This is a genomic window from Brevibacterium picturae, from assembly GCF_900105045.1.
GTDB lineage: Bacteria > Actinomycetota > Actinomycetes > Actinomycetales > Brevibacteriaceae > Brevibacterium > Brevibacterium picturae.
The window spans coordinates 3,559,667-3,575,733 of the sequence record NZ_LT629739.1 but is presented as its reverse complement, the minus strand read 5'-3'; the positions used below and the strand labels follow the sequence as shown (position 1 = coordinate 3,575,733).

18 protein-coding genes are annotated in these 16,067 nt (G+C 62.9%); 1 reads left to right on the top strand and 17 read right to left on the bottom strand.

Going from position 1 to position 16,067, the window contains the following annotated elements:
- Positions 1–144 precede the first annotated feature (144 nt).
- From pyrH to rpsB, 3 genes are all read right to left on the bottom strand, one after another.
- Complete coding sequence (gene pyrH, locus BLT92_RS16365) at positions 145–897, bottom strand: UMP kinase (protein WP_092107279.1); 753 nt, start codon at positions 895–897, stop codon at positions 145–147.
- A 174-nt stretch (positions 898–1,071) separates the two neighbouring features.
- Positions 1,072–1,899 carry a translation elongation factor Ts gene (tsf, locus tag BLT92_RS16360; RefSeq protein WP_092107277.1) on the bottom strand — a complete coding sequence of 276 codons (828 nt, stop codon included), beginning with the start codon at positions 1,897–1,899 and terminating at the stop codon, positions 1,072–1,074.
- A gap of 33 nt (positions 1,900–1,932) precedes the next feature.
- Positions 1,933–2,898, bottom strand: coding sequence for a 30S ribosomal protein S2 (gene rpsB / locus BLT92_RS16355; RefSeq protein ID WP_092107275.1), 966 nt, complete (start codon positions 2,896–2,898; stop codon positions 1,933–1,935).
- A gap of 700 nt (positions 2,899–3,598) precedes the next feature.
- Between rpsB and BLT92_RS16350 the strand changes: the two genes are divergently transcribed.
- On the top strand, positions 3,599–4,549 hold the full coding sequence (locus tag BLT92_RS16350) for a D-alanyl-D-alanine carboxypeptidase family protein (RefSeq protein WP_231938884.1): 951 nt from the start codon (positions 3,599–3,601) through the stop codon (positions 4,547–4,549).
- Between the two features lie 23 nt (positions 4,550–4,572).
- Here BLT92_RS16350 and BLT92_RS16345 read toward each other — a convergent pair whose 3' ends face one another.
- The 14 genes from BLT92_RS16345 to ffh form a co-directional block, all read right to left on the bottom strand.
- Entirely contained in the window at positions 4,573–5,532 is a 960-nt protein-coding gene (locus BLT92_RS16345) for a tyrosine recombinase XerC (protein ID WP_092107271.1), read from the bottom strand.
- 52 nt (positions 5,533–5,584) lie between these two features.
- A complete protein-coding gene (gene dprA, locus BLT92_RS16340; protein WP_092107269.1) occupies positions 5,585–6,799 on the bottom strand; it encodes a DNA-processing protein DprA in 1,215 nt (404 codons plus the stop codon).
- Positions 6,796–8,346, bottom strand: coding sequence for a YifB family Mg chelatase-like AAA ATPase (locus BLT92_RS16335; RefSeq protein ID WP_092107267.1), 1,551 nt, complete (start codon positions 8,344–8,346; stop codon positions 6,796–6,798). The genes dprA and BLT92_RS16335 overlap by 4 nt, the downstream gene beginning before the upstream one ends.
- Positions 8,343–8,741, bottom strand: a complete 399-nt coding sequence (locus BLT92_RS16330; RefSeq protein WP_092107265.1) for a YraN family protein — start codon at positions 8,739–8,741, stop codon at positions 8,343–8,345. Before BLT92_RS16330 ends, BLT92_RS16335 begins: the two co-directional genes overlap by 4 nt.
- Before the next feature lie 194 nt (positions 8,742–8,935).
- On the bottom strand, positions 8,936–9,253 hold the full coding sequence (locus BLT92_RS16325) for a DUF2469 domain-containing protein (RefSeq protein ID WP_092107263.1): 318 nt from the start codon (positions 9,251–9,253) through the stop codon (positions 8,936–8,938).
- Complete coding sequence (locus BLT92_RS16320; protein WP_092107261.1) at positions 9,250–9,981, bottom strand: ribonuclease HII; 732 nt, start codon at positions 9,979–9,981, stop codon at positions 9,250–9,252. The genes BLT92_RS16325 and BLT92_RS16320 overlap by 4 nt, the downstream gene beginning before the upstream one ends.
- A complete protein-coding gene (gene lepB / locus BLT92_RS16315) occupies positions 9,981–10,685 on the bottom strand; it encodes a signal peptidase I (RefSeq protein WP_092107259.1) in 705 nt (234 codons plus the stop codon). The genes BLT92_RS16320 and lepB (BLT92_RS16315) overlap by 1 nt, the downstream gene beginning before the upstream one ends.
- Positions 10,686–10,792: 107 nt before the next feature.
- Positions 10,793–11,416 carry a signal peptidase I gene (lepB, locus tag BLT92_RS16310; protein WP_092107257.1) on the bottom strand — a complete coding sequence of 208 codons (624 nt, stop codon included), beginning with the start codon at positions 11,414–11,416 and terminating at the stop codon, positions 10,793–10,795.
- Positions 11,417–11,450: 34 nt separating this feature from the next.
- Entirely contained in the window at positions 11,451–11,792 is a 342-nt protein-coding gene (gene rplS, locus BLT92_RS16305; protein ID WP_092107255.1) for a 50S ribosomal protein L19, read from the bottom strand.
- A gap of 175 nt (positions 11,793–11,967) precedes the next feature.
- Positions 11,968–12,774, bottom strand: a complete 807-nt coding sequence (gene trmD / locus BLT92_RS16300) for a tRNA (guanosine(37)-N1)-methyltransferase TrmD (protein ID WP_092107253.1) — start codon at positions 12,772–12,774, stop codon at positions 11,968–11,970.
- An 8-nt stretch (positions 12,775–12,782) separates the two neighbouring features.
- Entirely contained in the window at positions 12,783–13,283 is a 501-nt protein-coding gene (gene rimM, locus BLT92_RS16295) for a ribosome maturation factor RimM (protein WP_092107251.1), read from the bottom strand.
- Between the two features lie 237 nt (positions 13,284–13,520).
- A complete protein-coding gene (locus BLT92_RS16290) occupies positions 13,521–13,751 on the bottom strand; it encodes an RNA-binding protein (RefSeq protein WP_092107249.1) in 231 nt (76 codons plus the stop codon).
- Position 13,752: 1 nt separating this feature from the next.
- Positions 13,753–14,175, bottom strand: coding sequence for a 30S ribosomal protein S16 (gene rpsP, locus BLT92_RS16285; protein WP_092107247.1), 423 nt, complete (start codon positions 14,173–14,175; stop codon positions 13,753–13,755).
- 160 nt (positions 14,176–14,335) lie between these two features.
- The gene (gene ffh, locus BLT92_RS16280; protein WP_092109526.1) at positions 14,336–15,934 is read right to left on the bottom strand and encodes a signal recognition particle protein; all 1,599 of its coding nucleotides are present in this window, start codon (positions 15,932–15,934) and stop codon (positions 14,336–14,338) included.
- Positions 15,935–16,067: the final 133 nt, after the last annotated feature.

Sequence of the window (16,067 nt, the reverse complement as noted above, 5' to 3'; positions counted from 1 at the left end):
AGCTTCGGGTTCATTCTATGGGTCATAGGTCACGAATACCCCACTCTATTGGTCCAGGAAGAGTCCTGGACCTCATTTGAGGGGGTGTTTCGACGTGCGACTGTCCCGGAGTGCTGTTGTCCCGGAGACGGTGCGCCCGGGGACCTATTTGACTACAGTGCCGATCTTGTCGCCGACGATCGCTTTGCGCAGATTCCCTTCGCCTTGCATGCCGAACACGTGCATCGGCAGCTTGTTGTCCATGCACAGGGAGAATGCGGTTGCGTCAACGACCTTGAGGCCCTTCTGGAGCGCTTCCTGATAGGTGATCTCAGCGATCTTCTCCGCAGCCGGGTCGATGTGCGGGTCGGCGGTGTAGACGCCGTCGACGCCGTTCTTGGCGATGAGGACCTCATCGGCATGGATTTCCAGGGCGCGCTGAGCGGCGACTGTGTCGGTAGAGAAATACGGCAGTCCGGCTCCGGCGCCGAAGATGACTACCCTGTTCTTCTCCATGTGTCGCATGGCTCGGCGCGGAATGTAGGACTCGGCGACCTGGGACATGGGGATGGCGGTCTGGACGCGGGTGTCGACTCCGGTCTGTTCGAGGAAGTCCTGGAGAGCCAGGCAGTTCATCACGGTTCCGAGCATGCCCATGTAGTCGGCACGTGTGCGGTCCATTCCCCGCTGGGACAGCTCTGCTCCTCGGAAGAAGTTTCCGCCGCCGACGACGATGCTGACTTCCACCTCGTTGACGGTGGGAGCTACTTCCCTGGCGACAGCGGCCACGACATCGGGATCGACTCCGATATTGCCTCCGCCGAACACCTCACCGGAGAGTTTGAGGAGCACGCGGCGGCGATGGGTGCGGACGCGTCTGCTGGCGTAGCTGGATTCGTGAACCGGGGTGGATGTCATTTAGTCCTTCTTCCGTCTGGGCAGGTTGGAGCCCGGATGAGTCGTCGGTGTCAGTGTAGCGAAAACGGGGCCGGACCGATTGGTCCGACCCCGTCTGCCGCTTATGAGTTCACTCTCAAGCGAGACGACTGCTGTGCGGGTCGGTGATCGACTCGCTCAACGGTCAGTGATGATTCAGGCTCCGACGCGGAAGCGCAGGAATCCGGTGGCCTTGACGCCGGCGGCCTCGAGAACGCTGCTCACGGACTGCTTGGGATCCTTGGCGAATCCCTGGTCCAAGAGGCAGTTCTCCTTGAAGAAGCCGTTGACGCGACCTTCGATGATCTTGGGCAGAGCCTTCTCAGGCTTGCCTTCGTTCTTCGCGGTGTCCTCAGCGATGCGACGTTCGTTCTCCACGAGGTCGGCGGGGACCTCTTCGCGGGAGAAGTACTTCGGGCTCATCGCAGCGATGTGCACGGCGACATCGTGGGCAACCGAGGAGTCGTCACCTTCGTAGGCCAGCAGGACGCCCACCTGAGGGGGCAGATCCTTGTTGGTCCGGTGCAGGTAGGACTCGACGCTTGCGCCTTCGAGACGTCCGACGCGACGAAGGGCAACCTTCTCGCCCAGGGTCGCACCACTTTCGGTGATGAACTCCGAGACGGGCTTGCCGTCCTTCGTGGACTCGAGGACAGCCTCGGCCGAATCGGCGTTGCTGGACACGGCCAGGCCCAGAACTTCGTCGGCGAGTGCGACGAAGGGATCGGACTTCGCAACGAAGTCGGTCTCCGAGTTGAGCTCGATCATCGTCCCGACGCCGCCCTCGACCTGTGTGGCCACGAGACCGTCGGAAGTGGAGCGACCTTCACGCTTGGTGGCGCCCTTGAGACCCTTCACACGGAGGACCTCGATGGCTTTCGCCTGATCGCCGTCGGCTTCGTCAAGAGCCTTCTTGACATCCATCATTCCGGCGCCGGTCTTCTCGCGCAGTGCCTTGATATCAGCGGCAGTGTAGTTTGCCATTCTTTCTCCTCAGGATGGTGGAGTTATGGAAAATCAGGACTCGGTCGACTCGGTGGAGTCTGCAGCGGCTTCAGCGGCGGGCGCTTCGGTCGCCTTGTCAGCGGCCTCGGCAGCAGCCTCGACTGGGGGCTCGTCGGTCGCCTCTTCAGCCGCAGCAGCGGCATCAGCGGCAGGCGTCTCAATAGGATCTGCAGCCGGAGCGGCAGCTTCCTCAGAGGCGGGAGCGTTGCCCTCGAGGAGTTCGCGCTCCCACTCGGGCATCGGCTCGACGGCCGAGACGTTCTTCTCTCCGCTGTCGTCGTCCGAGGAGTGGCGGGCGATGAGGCCCTCTGCCACGGCGTCGGCGATCACGCGGGTGAGCAGGGACACCGAGCGGATGGCGTCGTCGTTGCCCGGGATCGGGTAGTTGACGTCGTCAGGATCGCAGTTGGTGTCGAGGATCGCGATGACCGGGATGCCCAGCTTGCGTGCTTCGTCGACAGCCAGGTGTTCCTTCTTGGTGTCAACGATCCAGACAGCCGACGGGGTCCGCTGCATGTCGCGGATACCACCGAGGGTCTTCTCCAGCTTGTCCTTCTCACGACGGAGAATGAGCAGTTCCTTCTTGGTGTGCGAGGAGCCTGCAACGTCGTCGAAGTCGATCTCTTCGAGTTCCTTGAGGCGGCGCAGACGCAAGGAGATGGTCTGGAAGTTGGTGAGCATACCGCCGAGCCAACGCTGGTTGACGTAAGGCTGGCCCACGCGCTTGGCCTGTTCGGCGATCGATTCCTGCGCCTGCTTCTTGGTGCCGACGAAGAGGATCGAGCCACCGTGGGTGACGGTTTCCTTGACGAACTCGAATGCATTGTCGATGTATCCCAGCGACTTCTGCAGGTCGATGATGTAGATGCCGTTGCGCTCGGTGAAGATGAAGCGCTTCATCTTCGGGTTCCAACGACGGGTCTGGTGTCCAAAGTGAACGCCGCTGTCGAGCAGCTGGCGGATGGTGACGACGGCCATGCCGACGCCCTCCTTTCTCTCGCGCCGTGAGGCGCTTTTACGTCAGTGCTGACCGCCGGCAATGAGCCGTCGGCAACAGTGACCTTTTCGGTTGATTCCTGGTATCCGGTTCATCCGCCCCACAAATTCGCCTTTGCAAGCTATTTGCACCATGGGATGGAGAAGAGATCGAATACGCGTAGTCAGAAGACACGCTTCTGCTGAGGCCAGTCTATCCCGGTTGCCCAAGCCTTTTCCAATCGATCGGGCACCTGCCGAATGAGCACCATCACACCGTCGACAGCATTCCGAGTCCTCGACAACATTGCGACTGCTCGGCAGAGGCAGTCTCCTCCGAGTCGAGTCCGATCATGTGTGGATATCCTCGCGCTGCGCAGATACACCATCGTCGGTTCTGCCCCAGCCTCCTCACGCTCACAGCTGCCCGGGCTGTCTGATCAGGCAGCCCGGGCAGCTGCTCGCGCGTCCTCTCCTGTGGATGGCCGCCCGACTCGTGCTCGTTTCATCTGTGGATGTGAGGGTACCGTCCACAGGCCGAGTTCGAGTGCCTGACATCCGGCAGCGACCCGGCTTGCATGGGCTCATGGACTTCTTCGCCGATTCTCCGAATACCTTCCGGCCCACCTGGAATCAACGTTCGTCTGCGTCTCGCTGGAATCAACGTTCGTCTGTGTCTCGCGGCGTGCGTCTCATCGCGATCATGAGCCTGATGGTCTTCGCCTTCACCGTCGCCGAGGTGGGGGCGCCGTTCTCGGCGGCATCTGCCGAACCGGGTCCCCACGAACAGACCAGCTGGGTCACTCCTGTCCCCGCGATGGAGATCGTCGAGGCCTTCGATCCGCCCACGGAGGCATGGTTGAAAGGCCACCGAGGCATCGATGTTCTCACGATCAGTGGTGAACCGCTGCGGGCCCCAGCCGCCGGTACCATTCGCTTCCGCGGCTCTGTTGCCGGCACTTCGACCGTAAGCATCGAGACGGACTCCGGATACGTGGTCTCCTTCCAACCTGCGGAGTCGGAATTGAAGAAGGGTGAGAAGTTCGCCGCCGGCGCGAATATCGGAACGGTCGCCGAGGGCGGCCACTGTGACGAATCGTGCCTGCACATCGGTGTCTGGAAGTCCGAGGGAGAGAAGAAGTACCTCGATCCGGCAGGATTCTTCGGGCAGGAGCAGTCGATCCTCTTGCCGCTGTCGCGCAAGCCCGCGAAGGACCATGCCGGTGACTCCACGACCTCGGGCGCAGGCGCCTGGGGTGGGCATGGCAATGGACGGATTCCGGCGGCTGCGATGTGCTCGCTGACCTCGGCGCCGGGACAGATGCTGCGCTGCGATGCTCAGGCGGCGTTCGACCGCATGTCCCATGCCTATGAGGCCAGGTTTTCGACTCCGATCTCCATCACGGATGCCTACCGGGACTACGACACCCAGGTCATCCTGAAGAAGCGCAAGGGCCGTATGGCGGCCACTCCGGGAACTTCGAACCACGGGTGGGCGCTGGCCGTCGACCTGGGCGGCGGGATCAACTCCTTCGGCAGCGCCGAGCATCAGTGGATGCGTGCCAATGCTCCGAAGTTCGGTTGGATCCATCCGGGCTGGGCCCGGCAGTCCGGGTCACTGCCCGAGCCGTGGCACTGGGAGTTCCGAACATGACGGCATGATCGGGCCCTTTGCGATCAGGCTCGCGGGTGCGCCTGCCGATAGGTCTCCTGCAACCGCTGCATCGACACGTGAGTGTAGATCTGTGTGCTGCTCATGGTCGAGTGTCCCAGAAGCTCCTGGATCTGTCGCAGATCCGCTCCACCGTCGAGCATGTGTGTAGCGGCCGAGTGTCGAAGTCCGTGCGGGCCGATATCAGGTGCGCTGGGGTCATCGGAGCCGTGGCGATGAACGAGCTCCCTCACCTGTCTGGCTCCGATGCGGCCGCCCCTGACACCGAGGAAGAGTGCATCACCGCTGGTGGTCGACGCGAACGTCTCCCGCAGGTTCAGCCACTGCTGCAGGGCCGACTGGGCGGGCTTCCCGAATGGGACCCGCCGTTCCTTGTCGCCCTTGCCCAGGACGGTGATCATCGAACGCTGGTGGTCGACGTCGCTGCGATTCAGTCCTGTCAGCTCCGATACGCGCACTGCCGCGGCATAGAGCATCTCCAGGATGGCCGCGTCCCTGGCCCATTTGGCTGTCTCGATGGGATCGCTGGTGCCGGCCTCGGCGTGGGAAGCACGCTGCGGGGATACGAGAGCGGCGGCCTGCTGAGGTTTGAGCACGGTGGGAAGGCGAGAGTCCTTCTTAGGAGTCCGCAGCCGCGCCGCCGGATTGTTCGTCAGCCCCTGATGGTTCACGCAATAGGCGAAGAAGGACTTCACGGCCGCGATCTTGCGGGCCACCGTCGACTTCGCCGCGCCGGCGTCGTCGAGCGTGATGAGCCACGCACGCAGGTCGTTGAGATCGATGTCGCCCACCCCGGACTCGGCGGCGTGGGGACCGGAACGGGCGGTCGGTGTGTGGGCCGCGTGCTCGAAGAAGTCTGTGACATCGGCGATGTAGGCCCTTGAGGTGTGGGCGGAGACATCGCGGGATCTCAGGTGGTCGGCATAGCCGGACACCACCTCGGCGATGGTCATCGGTTGGGTCACAGCTCCAGGTTACGCGATCGTCTGCGCCCAGCGGGGGACCTTTCTCCACGACTCATGTCTGTGGGCGCAGCTTGACCCAGCCTGATTCACGGCGGGCGCTCAAGCCGGCGAGTTCGAGGACGGCGAGCGCGGAGAGCGTGTTCGGCACCGTCAGCCCAGCCCGTGCTGCCACGGTTCCGACGTCCAGTGCCTTGGTCGCCGAGAGGACATTGGCACAGATCTTCTCCCGCTCGGCGAGGTCATCGATCGGATCGGCAGCTGCACGGCCGGGGTGCTCAGATGACAGGCTCGCGCCGTCGAACAGAGTCGGTTCTGCCCCGCCTATGAGTTCGACGACGTCCTCGCAGCTGGTCACCAGCTCCGCTTCGTGCAAGCGGATGAGCCTGTGGGTTCCCGTCGATGATGCCGAGTACACGGAACCGGGGAATGCCGCGACTTCGCGCGAGAGTTCGAGAGCGTGTCGGGCGGTATTGAGGGCTCCGCTGCGCCAGCCGGCTTCGACGATGACGGTGGCCTGGGCCGAGGCGGCGATCAGCCGGTTGCGGAGCAGGAAGCGGTGGCGCATCGGTGTCATCCCGGGAGCGGTTTCGGACACGATCGCACCACGCTCGAGCACCTGGTGGAACAGCTCGGTGTTCGCCGCCGGGTAGAAGCGGTCGACTCCCCCGGCCATGAAGGCGATCGTGGTGCCTTCCCGGGCGATGGCTGCCCGGTGTGCGGCCGCATCGATGCCGAAGGCTCCGCCGGAGACGATGGTCAGTCCCTTCGCGGCCAGATCCCAGGCAAGGTCCGAGGCACATTTGGTGCCGTAGTTGCTGGCCGCACGTGCTCCGACGATGGCGACCGCCGACTGCAGAGCTGCGTTGAGCCGCGCCTCGCCTCGGACCCACAACCCCAGTGGAGCCGCCGGTCCCAGGTCCGTGAGAGCAGACGGCCATTCGCCGTCGCTGGGGATGACGAGCCGCCCGCCCAGTCTGTGCACGGCTTCGAGATCTCGATGTCCCTGCGCATCCTCGCCACGCACGGCCCACCGGTCGAATGCTGCGCCGAGCTGTCCGCTGCCGCAGACTGCAGTCACGGCCGCCGACAGGCTTTCGGCGACTTCGACTGCTGATGACTTTCCTGCGGCCACCGCACTGATCAGTTCGAGCACTGCGATCGGTCCGAGCTCGGCGACGAGATCGGCGAGCAGCCCGTCGCCGGGTTCTCCGATCCTCAACAGCGCGGCCACGGCCTCTCGAATCTCACCGCTGCCGACCTCGCTCATGAGTCCTGCGTCCTCAGGGCGAGCGCCGTCGTGATTCTGTCCGGAGTCGGAGCCTCTGCCCCCTCGAGGTCGGCCAGGGTCGTTGCCACTCTGAGCACTCGGTCGTAGCCGCGCATGGTGATCCTTCCGGTGTCGAGTGCCCTGTCCAGGTCGCGCAGGCTGTTCGGGTTCAGGCGGAAGTGTTCACGTAGCCAGGCTCCGGGAGCGTTCGAGTTCAGCGTCCACTCGCAGTCGACGTACCGATCGGCTTGCCTCTTCCGTGCATGTCTGACTCGTCCGGCGACGGTTGCGCTGTCCTCCTGTGTCCCTCCGAGGCGGATGTCGGCCGGAGAGACGGGGAACAGTTCGAGCTGCAGGTCGACTCTGTCCAGGAGCGGGCCGGACAGCCGGTTGCGGTACCGGCGTTTGTCCATCGGAGTGCAGCGGCAGGTGGATTCGGCTCCGCGCATTCCGGCCCCACACGGGCAGGGGTTCGCCGCCAGCACCAGTTGGAAGGAGGCCGGGAGCACCATGGAGCCCCATGCCCGGTGGATGTGGACCTGTCGAGCCTCCATCGGCTGGCGCAGTGCTTCGAGAACGTCTCGTGAGAACTCGGGCGCTTCATCCATGAAGAGCACGCCCCGGTGGGCCCTGCTGAGAATTCCTATCGACCCTGGTCTACGCCCGCCGATCAGCGCCGAGGCGGTGCTGCGGTGGTGGGGCGCCTCGAACGGCGGTCTGTGATCGAGTCCTTCGCTGCCGCGCAGCTCTCCCCGCAGCGAGCGTACCGCTGCCACCTCGACCGCTTGCGGGGCGTCCAATGGTGGAAGTATTCCCGGCAGACACTGTGCCAGCAGAGTCTTCCCGGCTCCCGGTGTGCCCCGCATCAGCAGGTTGTGGCCTCCGGCTGCTGCGACTTCGAGTCCGAACCGTGCTTCGGCCTGCCCTTGGACTTCGGCGAGGTCGTGGAGTTCGGTTGTTTCGGGGTTGGCAGTCTCGGCGTCAACGACCGGCGGCAGCATCGGGACATTGAGCTGTCCCCCATAGATGTTGATCAGTTCGGCCAACGAGGTGACGGCTCTGACTCTGGCGCCGCCGAGCAGGTCGGCTTCCTGACGGTTGCCGACGGGTACGACGAACCGTTCGAACCCGGCCTGCAGACCGCTGTGCAGGCTCGGCAGCACCCCGTTGACCGGCCGGATTCGCCCGTCGAGGCCGAGCTCACCGCAGTGGATGATCTCTTCTGTGTCCGTCTGGCTGATGACTCCTTGGGCTTTGAGCACAGCCACAGCGATTCCGAGGTCGAATCCGGTACCGATCTTCGGCACGGAGCCTGGAGTGAGATTGATCGTCAGATGCTGCGTGGCAACGGGAATCCCCAGATACGCAAGTGCGGCGCGAAGTCGTTTCCGGGATTCGCTCACGGAGGCGTCGGGCAGACCGACGATGTCGATTCCCGGCAGACCGGCACTGACGCAGGCTTCGATCGACACGATCTTGCCGGCCAGTCCCCAGAGGGCGACGGCCGAAGAACGCCCGATCACATTGAGCTTCGCTTCTTCACTCACGAGTCGACCTGCACGTTGCGCCGATGTGAGTAGTCGGGTTCGGGTTCCATCACGATGCCCAGAGCATCGATGCGGGTGGCGGGGTAGAACTCGCTCTGCCCGCGCAGCCAGATGCCCGAGAGCATTCTGATCCGTCTCAGCTTCGCCCCGGTCACGGCCTCGAGCGGAGACCCGAGCGCGAGGGTTCTGCGGGTCTTCACCTCGACGAAGACGATGGCTTCACCGTCTCGGGCGATGATGTCGATCTCTCCCCGTGGGCATCTGAAGTTGCGTTCGATGATGACCATTCCCTGCCTCTGCAGGAAATCTGCGGCCAGGTCCTCCCCTGTCTGCCCCAAGGCGCGGTGGCGCATTCCCGGTGTCGTTGTGCTCCGTTTGTCAGATGTCGGTCCCATGGGGACAGACCACCACCGGCGGTGAAGACGTGACAAGGGCAGAAGAATGGCCTGTGGACGGCGCGTCGTCGTCCACAGGCCGATCACGTGCAAGTCGAGGACCGGTCCACAGCCGACCGGTGTGTCAGTGGTTCCTCCTTGTCAGGAACTCCTGTTCATCAGCGCCTGATCGAGTGCCAGCCTCTGATCAAATATCAGCCCCTGATCGACGTCGGTGGCTCCAGATCGCTCTTGGCGATCTCTTCGATGTTGACGTCCTTGAAGGTCAGCACATGCACGGTCTTGATGAATCGCGCTGATCGGTAGCTGTCCCACACCCAGGCATCGCGCAGCGTCAGCTCGAAATAGACGTCCCCGGCATCGTTGTGGGCCTTGAGATCGACGTGATTGGCCAGATAGAAGCGCCGTTCGGTCTCCACAACATAGGCGAAGAGTCCCACAACATCGCGATACTCCTTGTAGAGCTGGAGCTCCAGCTGGGCCTCGTAGTCGTCCAGATCATCAGTGCTCATGACGATCCCTCCTTCGCATCGTGCGCCGTGTGCAGGCGGAAGCTTCTCCGGTGGTGAATGCTGGGGCCGAAATCGGCGATGCCCCGACGGTGTTTGATGGTGCCGTATCCGACATTCGACTCCCAACCATACTGGGGGTGTGCCTGCGCGAGGTCGATCATCGCCTCGTCACGGTGGACTTTGGCGACGATACTCGCCGCGGCGATGACCGGAACACTGCCGTCGCCTTTGATCACGGTCCTCACCCGGGGCAGATCGAGGTCTGCAGCGGACCCGAACATCCCCAGGCAGTCGAGCGTGAGTGGAGCCGAAAGCCAGTCATGCTTGCCGTCGAGGAGCACCATCGTCGACGGGGGAAAGACCGTGGAGCCCACGAGCGGCAGCAGCATGTCACACAGTGCCCGACGACCGGCCAGGTTCAGTGCCATGGTCATTCCGAGTTCGTCGAGCTCACTCGGGCTCGTCGAGCCCACGGCCGTGGCCCGCGCCCACCCCATCACACGGTCGGTGGCGGACTGACGCGACAGCGCGCTCAACTGCTTCGAATCATGAATTCCCTCGGGCACCTCGGCGGCGGTCAGGGTCGTCAGGTCGAAGAGGGCAACGCCCACGCTGACCGGTCCCGCCAGTGCCCCGCGACCGACTTCGTCGATGCCGATGACGAACTCATAGCCTTCTGCCAGCAGGGTGCGCTCAAGGCTGAGATCGTGCAGTCCTGTCCGTGCCATCAGCTGCCGGTGATTCCTTCGGGTTCGGGAACGTCCGCGAAGACCGCCTCCGGGGTGGACATCCAGTTGAAGTGCTTGAAGGGCCAGTTGATGAGGAAGACGGTACCCACCACATTGTCTTCGGACACATAGGGCTGCGTGTCGAGGTGGTAGCGGGAGTCTGCGGAGTTGCTGCGGTTATCGCCCATCACCCAGTAGTGACCCTGCGGGACGGTGACGTCGAATTCCATGTCTGAGGGGGCGGTTCCCTTGTCGAGGTATGTCTCATCGATGGGTTCGCCGTTGACGAGGATGCGTCCCTGTTCGTCACAGCATTCGACGGTGTCTCCTCCGACCCCGATGACTCGTTTGATCAGTTGGTTGCCCCCGTCAGCGGGAGCCAATCCGACGAATTCGAGGATGGGGTTGGGCTCATATTCCGAGACCTCTTCAGGCGTCAGCCAGTGGTCGGGGTCGTCGAAGACGATGATGTCGCCGCGGTTGGCAGGCCCGAATCGGGGCGCGAGCTGGTTGACGAGGACCCGATCGTCGATCTGCAGGGTGTCCATCATCGACCCCGAGGGGATGTAGAAGGAGCGGACGACCCAGGTCTTCAGCGCGGTGGAGATGAGAATGGCGACGATGATGATCGCTGCGGTCTCGAGCAGGCCGCGAAGGAGTTTCTTCGAGGTTGAAGGTGGGGAAGCTTCTGATTCGGCTGACATTCGTTCGCTTTCGCATCGGACCACAGGTTCCGCAGAGGGACTGAAATGAGCGTACCAGCACCTCACCGCGGCAGCTGTCAGGCTGCGATCAACTCACAAGGATCCGCTCAGTCGACCGAAGAGCCATGTCCGATCACGGGCCCGATGACGCGGTCGAGGGGGATGAATCCGCCACCGGGTTTGCCCAGCAGTGCGCGCGAGTCTGCGGAGTTGTTCCGATTGTCGCCCATCACCCACATCGTGTCGGCGGGGACTTCGATCGAGAACTCGGACCTCGAGGCCGGGTGCGGCGCGTAGTCTTCTTCGAGTGGTTCGTCATTGAGCAGCAGTCGCCCCTGCTCGTCGCAACATTGGAGCGTGTCACCGCCGAGAGCGATGACGCGTTTGACGTAGTAGACGTCGCGGCTTCCGAGCCCAATCCAGGACCCCGCCTTCTGCAGCGGAGTCGGCAAGGCATCGTCGACGAAGGAGCCGCGACCGTCGAAGACGACGATGTCTCCGCGCTGGATGTCTGAACTCAGCGCGTCGGGACGCCAGACGGTGATGTCGTCGCCGACGTCGAGGGTCGGCTCCATCGATGCGCTGGGGATCGTGAATCGTTGGATGACGAATCCGCGCACCGATCCGCCGATGACGATGATGAGGATCGCGATGACTGCGACGATCTTCCAGAAGCGGCTCGAGTACAGAAAACGCGACCCGAAGGTCGCGTTTTCGTGATTCTGCGGCACAGCGTGATCATTGCCCACAGTGCCAGGCAATGAATCAGGCCTTTTCGCGGATGCGCGCAGCCTTGCCGCGCAGTTCGCGCAGGTAGTACAGCTTGGCGCGACGAACGTCACCGCGGGCGAGGACTTCGAGCTTCTCGACGATGGGCGAGTGCACCGGGAAGGTACGCTCCACACCGACGCCGAAGCTGATCTTACGAGCGGTGAAGGTCTCGCGGACTCCGTCGCCCTGGCGGCGGATGACGATTCCCTTGAACACCTGGATACGCGAACGGGATCCTTCGATCACGCGCACGTGAACGTTGAGGGTGTCACCCGGGCGGAAATCAGGAACGTCAGTCTTCAACGAGGCTGCATCAACAACATCAAGCTTCTGCATTGTGCTTCTCCATGTGTCCCCTGCTTCAGGTCGAGGACACGCATATCGGACCGGTTGCACCGGTGATTGGATCGTCTGTCGGGATCGCTCCCCGAAATTCTCCGATGTCGACACCGGAGAACGGTCTTGGGCACCCATCCCCCTGAAGCAGGTGAATGCCAACAAACGCGACGATCTATTCTGTCATGGATTCGTCGTCGGACTCAAACCGTTCCACAACGGCACGATCATGCTTGTCCAGATCATGGAGCTCTGCGAGCAGATCGGGCCGCACCGCGGCTGTGCGCTCAAGCCTCCGGTCCCTGCGCCAGCGCGCGATCGCACCATGGTTTCCGCTGAGCAGGATCTCGGGCACATCGCGGTCCCTCCAACGGGCGGGCTTCGTGTAGATCGGGTATTCGAGGAGCCCGTCCTCGTGGCTCTCCTCCGTCAGCGATTCCGGGTTGCCGATGACCCCGGGGATGAGACGGCTGACGGCTTCGATCATCACCATTGAGGCGACCTCTCCCCCGTTGAGCACATAGTCTCCGATGCTCATGAGGCGCAGATCGAAGCGCTCGGCCGACCAGTCGATGACGCGCTGGTCGATGCCTTCATACCGCCCGCACGCGAACACGAGGTGTTCGGCACCAGAGAGGTCTTCGGCGATGCGCTGGTTGAACACCGGACCGGCGGGGCTGGGGACGATGAGGATCGGTTTTTCGACGTCACCGCTCGTCCCGCCAGTCCCCTCGCCGCTCGTCCCGCCAGTCCCCTCGCCGAGGATGTGCTCGAATGCCAGCGCCCAGGGCTCGGCCTTCATCACCATTCCGGCACCCCCGCCGTATGGTGAGTCGTCGACCGTGTTGTGACGGTCGAACGTGAAATCGCGCAGGTCGTGCACATTCAAATCGAGCAGTCCCTGTTCGACGGCCTTGCCGATGAGTGAGAGCTTCAGCCCGGCGAGATACTCCGGGAAGATGGAGACGACGTCGATCTTCATGCCTGAACTCATGGGGCGTCGAAGAGACCGGCCGGAGGTGTGACTCTGACCCATCCGGCCTCGACGTCGACCTCGGGCACGATTTCGGTGACGAAGGGAATGAGCGCCTGGTGACCGTCGACGTGCTTCATGTGGAGCAGGTCCTGGGCAGTGCCGTTCGTGACGTCGACGATCTCGCCGACCTGGGTCTCACCTTCGAGGACCCTCAGCCCGATGAGGTCCTCGAGGTACCAGGCGTCGTCCTCATCCTCGTCCTCCTCCTGGTCGCTGAGGAGGAGAGTGTTGCGGATCTGTTCGGCCCGGTTGCGATCGGGCACCTCATCGAAGGTCAGCAGCAGTCGGTCCCGGTGCCACCTGGCCGACTTCAGCGTCAGCTCACCGATGTCGGGATCGGTGGAATAGGTCTGACCAGTCACGAACCGTTCGTCCGGCCGGTCGGTGCGCACCTCGACGGTGAATTCGCCTTTGATGCCGTGCGGTTTGCCCAACCGGGCGATCACCGTATCCATACTGCTCCTCGTATTCGTGAAACTGCCCGGGCTCGTATTCGTGAAACCGCTCAGGCTCGTACTCGTGACGGCACCGGCGCCGATGAAGGTGCGGGTCCGTATTCACGTCCAGCACACAGTTTAGTCGCCGTCTCACGGTCGTATCTCAGCCGAGTCTCGATGACGGACCAGGCCGATGAATACAGAGAAGGGGGACGCAGCGATGACACGCCGCATCCCCCTTCTCTGATGAAGGTGTTACGCCTCGATGAGGTCCACTCGCACCGACTCGCGGCCGGCCAGAGAGTTGATCACGGTGCGCAGAGCTTTTGCGGTTCTCCCCGCGCGACCGATGACACGTCCGAGGTCTTCCGGATGAACCCGGACCTCGAGCGTGGTCCCGCGCTGTGACGAGCGGGATCGAACAGCAACATCGTCGGGATGATCGACGATGCCGCGGACCAGATGTTCGAGCGAATCAGACAACATGTCAGGCTTCAGCGCTCTCTTCGGAAGCAGCAGGAGCCGCTTCTTCAGCCGCTTCAGCCTTGTCCGAACCCTTAGGAGTGATGGCCTCCTTGATCACAGATCCGGCAGCGGGAGCCACGTAGGCTTCCTTCTCCGACTGCGGCTGCACAGTGTTCACTGCTTCGCCGACGCCGGTGTGCTTCTGCCAGTCACCGGTGAGCTTGAGGATAGCGCGAACCTGATCGGTCGGCTGAGCACCGACGGAGAGCCAGTGCTGAGCGCGCTCCGAATCGATCTCGATGACCGAAGGGTTGCGGGTCGGGTGGTAGATGCCGATCTGTTCGATGGCCTTGCCATCGCGACGGGTGCGCGAATCGGCCACGACGACGCGGTAGTGCGGTGCACGGATCTTACCCATGCGCTTCAAGCGAATTTTGACTGCCACTTTAGTGGTGTCTCCTTTTGTCATTTTGTTGCACAGAGGCTCCAGAAGAATCGTGGGGTTGACCTGTCGGAGTCTGTGACCTGGACTATCACCACAACGCGGAAGAGAGGGCCCGCGTCGGAAGCAAAAGTACAAGACTCAATTGTGCCAGAAAGGCCTACTACTTTCCACCTGGGAACATCCCGCCGAAGCCCTTCGGCAGATTCTTCATATCGAACTCTTCTTCACCGTCGAGATCGACTCCCCCGAAGGCCGAACCGACCGGGTCCTTCGTCTTGCCGGCCCTCTTGTCCTCAAGCGCCTGAGCCTGTTGTGCCCGTTTGGCCGGGTTGCCCGACTGACCGCCCTTGCGGCCCTTCTTCTTCCCGGATGCCTTCTTCTTCCGGTTCGGGGCACCGCCGGGCATCGAGCCCATGCCGGGCATTCCGCCGCCTCCGCCGGCGCCGGGCATGCCACCACCACGAGTCATCCCGCGCATCATCTTCTGTGCCTGAGTGAATCGTTCCATCAGCTGGTTGACTGCGGTCACTGTGGTGCCGGCGCCCTTGGCGATGCGCGACCGGCGTGAACCGTTGAGGATCTTCGGGTTGGTGCGCTCTGCCGGAGTCATCGATCTCACAATGGCTTCGACACGATCGACCTCACGCTCGTCGAAGTTCTCCAGCTGGTCCTTGTACTGGCTCATGCCCGGCATCATGCCCAGCATCTTCTTCATCGAGCCCATCTTCTTCAGGCCCGACATCTGAGTCAGGAAGTCGTTGAGGTCGAAGTCCTCACCGGCCTCGACCTTCTTCTGGAGCTTCGCGGTCTCCTTCTCGTCGAAGTTCTTCTCAGCCTGCTCGATGAGGGTGAGAATGTCACCCATGTCGAGGATCCGATCGGCCATCCGGTCGGGATGGAACTGTTCGAATTCCTTCATCGACTCACCGGTCGATGCGAACATGATCGGCTTTCCGGTCACCTCGGCGACGGACAGCGCGGCACCACCGCGAGAGTCACCGTCGAGCTTCGAGAGCACGACACCGGTGAAGTCGACGCCTTCGAGGAACGCCTCGGCGGTCTTCACCGCGTCCTGCCCGATCATCGCGTCGATGACGAAGAGAACTTCGTCCGGATTGACCGCGGTGCGGATGTCAGCGGCCTGCTGCATGAGCTCTTCGTCGATGCCGAGACGACCGGCGGTGTCGACGATGACGACATCGTGGAGCTTGGACTTCGCGACCTCGAGTGAGTCGGTGGCCACCTGCACCGGATCGCCGACGCCGTTGCCGGGTTCTGGTGCATAGACGAAGGCGCCTGCACGCTCTCCGACGATCTCGAGCTGATTGACCGCGTTCGGACGCTGCAGGTCGGCCGCGACGAGCATCGGGCGGTGACCTTCGGACTTCAGCCAGTGGGCGAGCTTGCCGGCCAAAGTGGTCTTACCCGCGCCCTGCAGACCGGCGAGCATGATGACCGTGGGTGGGCGTTTGGCATAGTTCAGGCGACGGGTCTCACCGCCGAGGATGCCGACCAGTTCATCATTGACGACCTTGACGACCTGCTGACCGGGATTCAGCGCACCCGAGACCTCTTCGGACAGTGCCCTCTCACGAATGCGTCCGATGAATGCACGCACGACTGGCAGGGCGACGTCGGCGTCCAGAAGAGCACGCCGGATCTCGCGGATGGTGGCATCCACATCGGCTTCGGACAGCCGGCCCTTGCCGCGCAAGTTCTTGAATGTCGCGGTGAGCCTGTCGGACAGAGAGTTAAACACGTACAAGCCTTCTTCACGATGAATTGGTCGACTCCCTAGCCTAACAACTCACCGGTGTCCGACTGAAACCGAAAAGGCTGGGAATGCGCCCACAACCGCCTCGCACTCCCCCTCACCGAGGCGGCCGGTGACA

What these genes read in the sequence shown, in the direction of transcription:
- rpsB (WP_092107275.1), bottom strand. Translation starts at nt 2,898, where the DNA reads ATGGCCGTCGTCACCATCCGCCAGCTGCTCGACAGCGGCGTTCACTTT.
- BLT92_RS16350 (WP_231938884.1), top strand. Translation starts at nt 3,599, where the DNA reads ATGAGCCTGATGGTCTTCGCCTTCACCGTCGCCGAGGTGGGGGCGCCG.
- tsf (WP_092107277.1), bottom strand. Translation starts at nt 1,899, where the DNA reads ATGGCAAACTACACTGCCGCTGATATCAAGGCACTGCGCGAGAAGACC.
- pyrH (WP_092107279.1), bottom strand. Translation starts at nt 897, where the DNA reads ATGACATCCACCCCGGTTCACGAATCCAGCTACGCCAGCAGACGCGTC.
- lepB (WP_092107259.1), bottom strand. Translation starts at nt 10,685, where the DNA reads ATGTCAGCCGAATCAGAAGCTTCCCCACCTTCAACCTCGAAGAAACTC.
- BLT92_RS16330 (WP_092107265.1), bottom strand. Translation starts at nt 8,741, where the DNA reads ATGGGACCGACATCTGACAAACGGAGCACAACGACACCGGGAATGCGC.
- rplS (WP_092107255.1), bottom strand. Translation starts at nt 11,792, where the DNA reads ATGCAGAAGCTTGATGTTGTTGATGCAGCCTCGTTGAAGACTGACGTT.
- BLT92_RS16320 (WP_092107261.1), bottom strand. Translation starts at nt 9,981, where the DNA reads ATGGCACGGACAGGACTGCACGATCTCAGCCTTGAGCGCACCCTGCTG.
- trmD (WP_092107253.1), bottom strand. Translation starts at nt 12,774, where the DNA reads ATGAAGATCGACGTCGTCTCCATCTTCCCGGAGTATCTCGCCGGGCTG.
- BLT92_RS16290 (WP_092107249.1), bottom strand. Translation starts at nt 13,751, where the DNA reads ATGTTGTCTGATTCGCTCGAACATCTGGTCCGCGGCATCGTCGATCAT.
- dprA (WP_092107269.1), bottom strand. Translation starts at nt 6,799, where the DNA reads ATGAGCGAGGTCGGCAGCGGTGAGATTCGAGAGGCCGTGGCCGCGCTG.
- rimM (WP_092107251.1), bottom strand. Translation starts at nt 13,283, where the DNA reads ATGGATACGGTGATCGCCCGGTTGGGCAAACCGCACGGCATCAAAGGC.
- BLT92_RS16325 (WP_092107263.1), bottom strand. Translation starts at nt 9,253, where the DNA reads ATGAGCACTGATGATCTGGACGACTACGAGGCCCAGCTGGAGCTCCAG.